Source organism: Paenilisteria riparia FSL S10-1204 (assembly GCF_000525995.1).
Lineage (GTDB): Bacteria > Bacillota > Bacilli > Lactobacillales > Listeriaceae > Listeria_A > Listeria_A riparia.
The window spans coordinates 1-4,785 of sequence record NZ_AODL01000060.1; the positions used below are offsets into that span (position 1 = coordinate 1).

2 rRNA genes are annotated in these 4,785 nt (G+C 51.2%); both read left to right on the plus strand.

What is annotated here, in order from left to right:
• Window positions 1–203: 203 nt before the first annotated feature.
• Window positions 204–1,753: ribosomal RNA gene (locus tag PRIP_RS15980) — 16S ribosomal RNA — on the plus strand.
• Between the two features lie 254 nt (window positions 1,754–2,007).
• Window positions 2,008–4,785 (plus strand): 23S ribosomal RNA (locus PRIP_RS15985); the annotation flags it as partial.

Below are 4,785 nucleotides of genomic sequence, written 5' to 3' on the forward strand. Positions count from 1 at the left end.
CGCAACATATTAAGATTGCTCTTTGAAAACTGAACAAAAAACAAAGATAAAGCCAAGAAAACAGCAATGTTTTCAGGTAAGAATCGCAGGGCGGAAATAGAAAGCTATTTCCAAACAAAACAACTAGTAAAAATTATTTGCTAGCGAAGTCAATTTGACGCAAGGATCTTATTCACGGTGTTGAATAAGTATTCAAACGAACTTTTAAAGAGAGTTTGATCCTGGCTCAGGACGAACGCTGGCGGCGTGCCTAATACATGCAAGTCGAACGAACCGACGAAAAGCTTGCTTTTCTGACGTGAGTGGCGGACGGGTGAGTAACACGTGGGCAACCTGCCTATCAGTTGGGGATAACTCCGGGAAACCGGGGCTAATACCGAATAATAACGAGCGTCGCATGACGCTGGTTTGAAAGATGGTTTCGGCTATCGCTGATAGATGGGCCCGCGGTGCATTAGCTAGTTGGTGGGGTAATGGCTCACCAAGGCAACGATGCATAGCCGACCTGAGAGGGTGATCGGCCACACTGGGACTGAGACACGGCCCAGACTCCTACGGGAGGCAGCAGTAGGGAATCTTCCGCAATGGACGAAAGTCTGACGGAGCAACGCCGCGTGTGTGAAGAAGGTTTTCGGATCGTAAAGCACTGTTGTTAGAGAAGAACAAGGATAAGAGTAACTGCTTGTCCCTTGACGGTATCTAACCAGAAAGCCACGGCTAACTACGTGCCAGCAGCCGCGGTAATACGTAGGTGGCAAGCGTTGTCCGGATTTATTGGGCGTAAAGCGAGCGCAGGCGGTTTCTTAAGTCTGATGTGAAAGCCCCCGGCTTAACCGGGGAGGGTCATTGGAAACTGAGAGACTTGAATGCAGGAGAGGTAAGTGGAATTCCACGTGTAGCGGTGAAATGCGTAGATATGTGGAGGAACACCAGTGGCGAAGGCGGCTTACTGGCCTGTAATTGACGCTGAGGCTCGAAAGCGTGGGGAGCAAACAGGATTAGATACCCTGGTAGTCCACGCCGTAAACGATGAGTGCTAAGTGTTAGGGGGTTTCCGCCCCTTAGTGCTGCAGCTAACGCATTAAGCACTCCGCCTGGGGAGTACGACCGCAAGGTTGAAACTCAAAGGAATTGACGGGGGCCCGCACAAGTGGTGGAGCATGTGGTTTAATTCGAAGCAACGCGAAGAACCTTACCAGGTCTTGACATCCTTTGACCACTCTGGAGACAGAGCTTTCCCTTCGGGGACAAAGTGACAGGTGGTGCATGGTTGTCGTCAGCTCGTGTCGTGAGATGTTGGGTTAAGTCCCGCAACGAGCGCAACCCTTGATTTTAGTTGCCAGCATTTAGTTGGGCACTCTAAAGTGACTGCCGGTGCAAGCCGGAGGAAGGTGGGGATGACGTCAAATCATCATGCCCCTTATGACCTGGGCTACACACGTGCTACAATGGATAATACAAAGGGTTGCCAAACCGCGAGGTCGAGCTAATCCCATAAAATTATTCTCAGTTCGGATTGTAGGCTGCAACTCGCCTACATGAAGCCGGAATCACTAGTAATCGTGGATCAGCATGCCACGGTGAATACGTTCCCGGGCCTTGTACACACCGCCCGTCACACCACGAGAGTTTGTAACACCCGAAGTCGGTAGGGTAACCTTTATGGAGCCAGCCGCCGAAGGTGGGACAGATAATTGGGGTGAAGTCGTAACAAGGTAGCCGTATCGGAAGGTGCGGCTGGATCACCTCCTTTCTAAGGAAAAGGAAACCTACGGTTTGTTTTATCTGTTGTTTTGTTCAGTTTTGAGAGGTTATACTCTCTTTAAGAAAGACTTTTGTTCTTTGAAAACTAGATAAGAAAGTTAGTAAAGCAAACGCGCCATCCGATTGGATGGAACGTTGACTAAGTAAGAAACCGAGAATCAACTGAAAGTGAATCTTTCACCTAACGGATAGCTTCATCGCTGGAGCTAGAGGTTAGGAACCAACCCGTGAGGTAACTCACATGGTTAAGTTAGAAAGGGCGCACGGTGGATGCCTTGGCACTAGGAGCCGAAGAAGGACGGGACTAACACCGATATGCTTTGGGGAGCTGTACGTAAGCGTTGATCCAGAGATTTCCGAATGGGGGAACCCACTATCTTTAGTCGGATAGTATCCTTACGTGAATACATAGCGTAAGGAAGGCAGACCCAGGGAACTGAAACATCTAAGTACCTGGAGGAAGAGAAAGAAAAATCGATTTCCTGAGTAGCGGCGAGCGAAACGGAAAGAGCCCAAACCAAGAAGCTTGCTTCTTGGGGTTGTAGGACACTCTATACGGAGTTACAAAGGAATGTGGTAAACGAAGTGGTCTGGAAAGGCCCGCCAAAGAAGGTAACAGCCCTGTACTTGAAAGCATATTCCCTCCAGAGTGGATCCTGAGTACGGCGGAACACGTGAAATTCCGTCGGAATCCGGGAGGACCATCTCCCAAGGCTAAATACTCCCTAGTGACCGATAGTGAACCAGTACCGTGAGGGAAAGGTGAAAAGCACCCCGGAAGGGGAGTGAAACAGTTCCTGAAACCGTGTGCCTACAAGTAGTTAGAGCCCGTTTATGGGTGATAGCGTGCCTTTTGTAGAATGAACCGGCGAGTTACGATTTGTTGCAAGGTTAAGCGGAAAAAGCGGAGCCGTAGCGAAAGCGAGTCTGAATAGGGCGCATGAGTAACAGGTCGTAGACCCGAAACCAGGTGATCTACCCATGTCCAGGATGAAGGTGAGGTAATACTCACTGGAGGTCCGAACCCACGCACGTTGAAAAGTGCGGGGATGAGGTGTGGGTAGCGGAGAAATTCCAATCGAACCTGGAGATAGCTGGTTCTCTCCGAAATAGCTTTAGGGCTAGCCTCGAGGTAAAGAGTCGTGGAGGTAGAGCACTGTTTGGACTAGGGGCCCTTCTCGGGTTACCGAATTCAGATAAACTCCGAATGCCATGTACTTATACTCGGGAGTCAGACTGCGAGTGATAAGATCCGTAGTCGAAAGGGAAACAGCCCAGACCACCAGTTAAGGTCCCAAAATATATGTTAAGTGGAAAAGGATGTGGGGTTGCATAGACAACCAGGATGTTGGCTTAGAAGCAGCCACCATTGAAAGAGTGCGTAATAGCTCACTGGTCGAGTGACCCCGCGCCGAAAATGTACCGGGGCTAAACATATTACCGAAACTGTGGATGAACCTCTTTGGAGGTTCGTGGTAGGAGAGCGTTCTAAGGGCGGTGAAGTCAGACCGGAAGGACTGGTGGAGCGCTTAGAAGTGAGAATGCCGGTATGAGTAGCGAAAGAAGGGTGAGAATCCCTTCCACCGAATATCTAAGGTTTCCTGAGGAAGGCTCGTCCGCTCAGGGTTAGTCGGGACCTAAGCTGAGGCCGATAGGCGTAGGCGATGGACAACAGGTAGATATTCCTGTACCAGTGCAAGTTGTTTGAGCAATGGGGTGACACAGAAGGATAGGGAATCGCACAGATGGAAAGGTGCGTCCAAGCAGTGAGTGTGAGAAGTAGGCAAATCCGCTTCTCGCGAAGCATGAGCTGTGATGGGGAAGGAAATAAAGTACGGAAGTTCCTGATTTCACGCTGTCAAGAAAAGCCTCTAGTTAGACGTGTACTGCCCGTACCGCAAACCGACACAGGTAGATGAGGAGAGAATCCTAAGGTGAGCGAGAGAACTCTCGTTAAGGAACTCGGCAAAATGACCCCGTAACTTCGGGAGAAGGGGTGCTCTATTAGGGTGAAAGCCCGAGAGAGCCGCAGTGAATAGGCCCAGGCGACTGTTTAGCAAAAACACAGGTCTCTGCAAAACCGTAAGGTGACGTATAGGGGCTGACGCCTGCCCGGTGCTGGAAGGTTAAGAGGAGTGCTTAGCGCAAGCGAAGGTACGAATTGAAGCCCCAGTAAACGGCGGCCGTAACTATAACGGTCCTAAGGTAGCGAAATTCCTTGTCGGGTAAGTTCCGACCCGCACGAAAGGCGCAACGATCTGGGCACTGTCTCAACGAGAGACTCGGTGAAATTATAGTACCTGTGAAGATGCAGGTTACCCGCGACAGGACGGAAAGACCCCGTGGAGCTTTACTGCAACCTGATATGGAATGTTTGTACCGCTTGTACAGGATAGGTAGGAGCCGAAGAGACGTGAGCGCCAGCTTACGAGGAGGCAATGGTGGGATACTACCCTGGCTGTATGACCATTCTAACCCGCCACGCTTAGCGCGTGGGGAGACAGTGTCAGGTGGGCAGTTTGACTGGGGCGGTCGCCTCCTAAAGAGTAACGGAGGCGCCCAAAGGTTCCCTCAGAATGGATGGAAATCATTCGCAGAGTGTAAAGGCACAAGGGAGCTTGACTGCGAGACTGACAAGTCGAGCAGGGACGAAAGTCGGGCTTAGTGATCCGGTGGTTCCGCATGGAAGGGCCATCGCTCAACGGATAAAAGCTACCCCGGGGATAACAGGCTTATCTCTCCCCAAGAGTCCACATCGACGGGGAGGTTTGGCACCTCGATGTCGGCTCGTCGCATCCTGGGGCTGTAGTCGGTCCCAAGGGTTGGGCTGTTCGCCCATTAAAGCGGCACGCGAGCTGGGTTCAGAACGTCGTGAGACAGTTCGGTCCCTATCCGTCGCGGGCGCAGGAAATTTGAGAGGAGCTGTCCTTAGTACGAGAGGACCGGGATGGACACACCGCTGGTGTACCAGTTGTTCCGCCAGGAGCATCGCTGGGTAGCTATGTGTGGCAGGGGATAAAC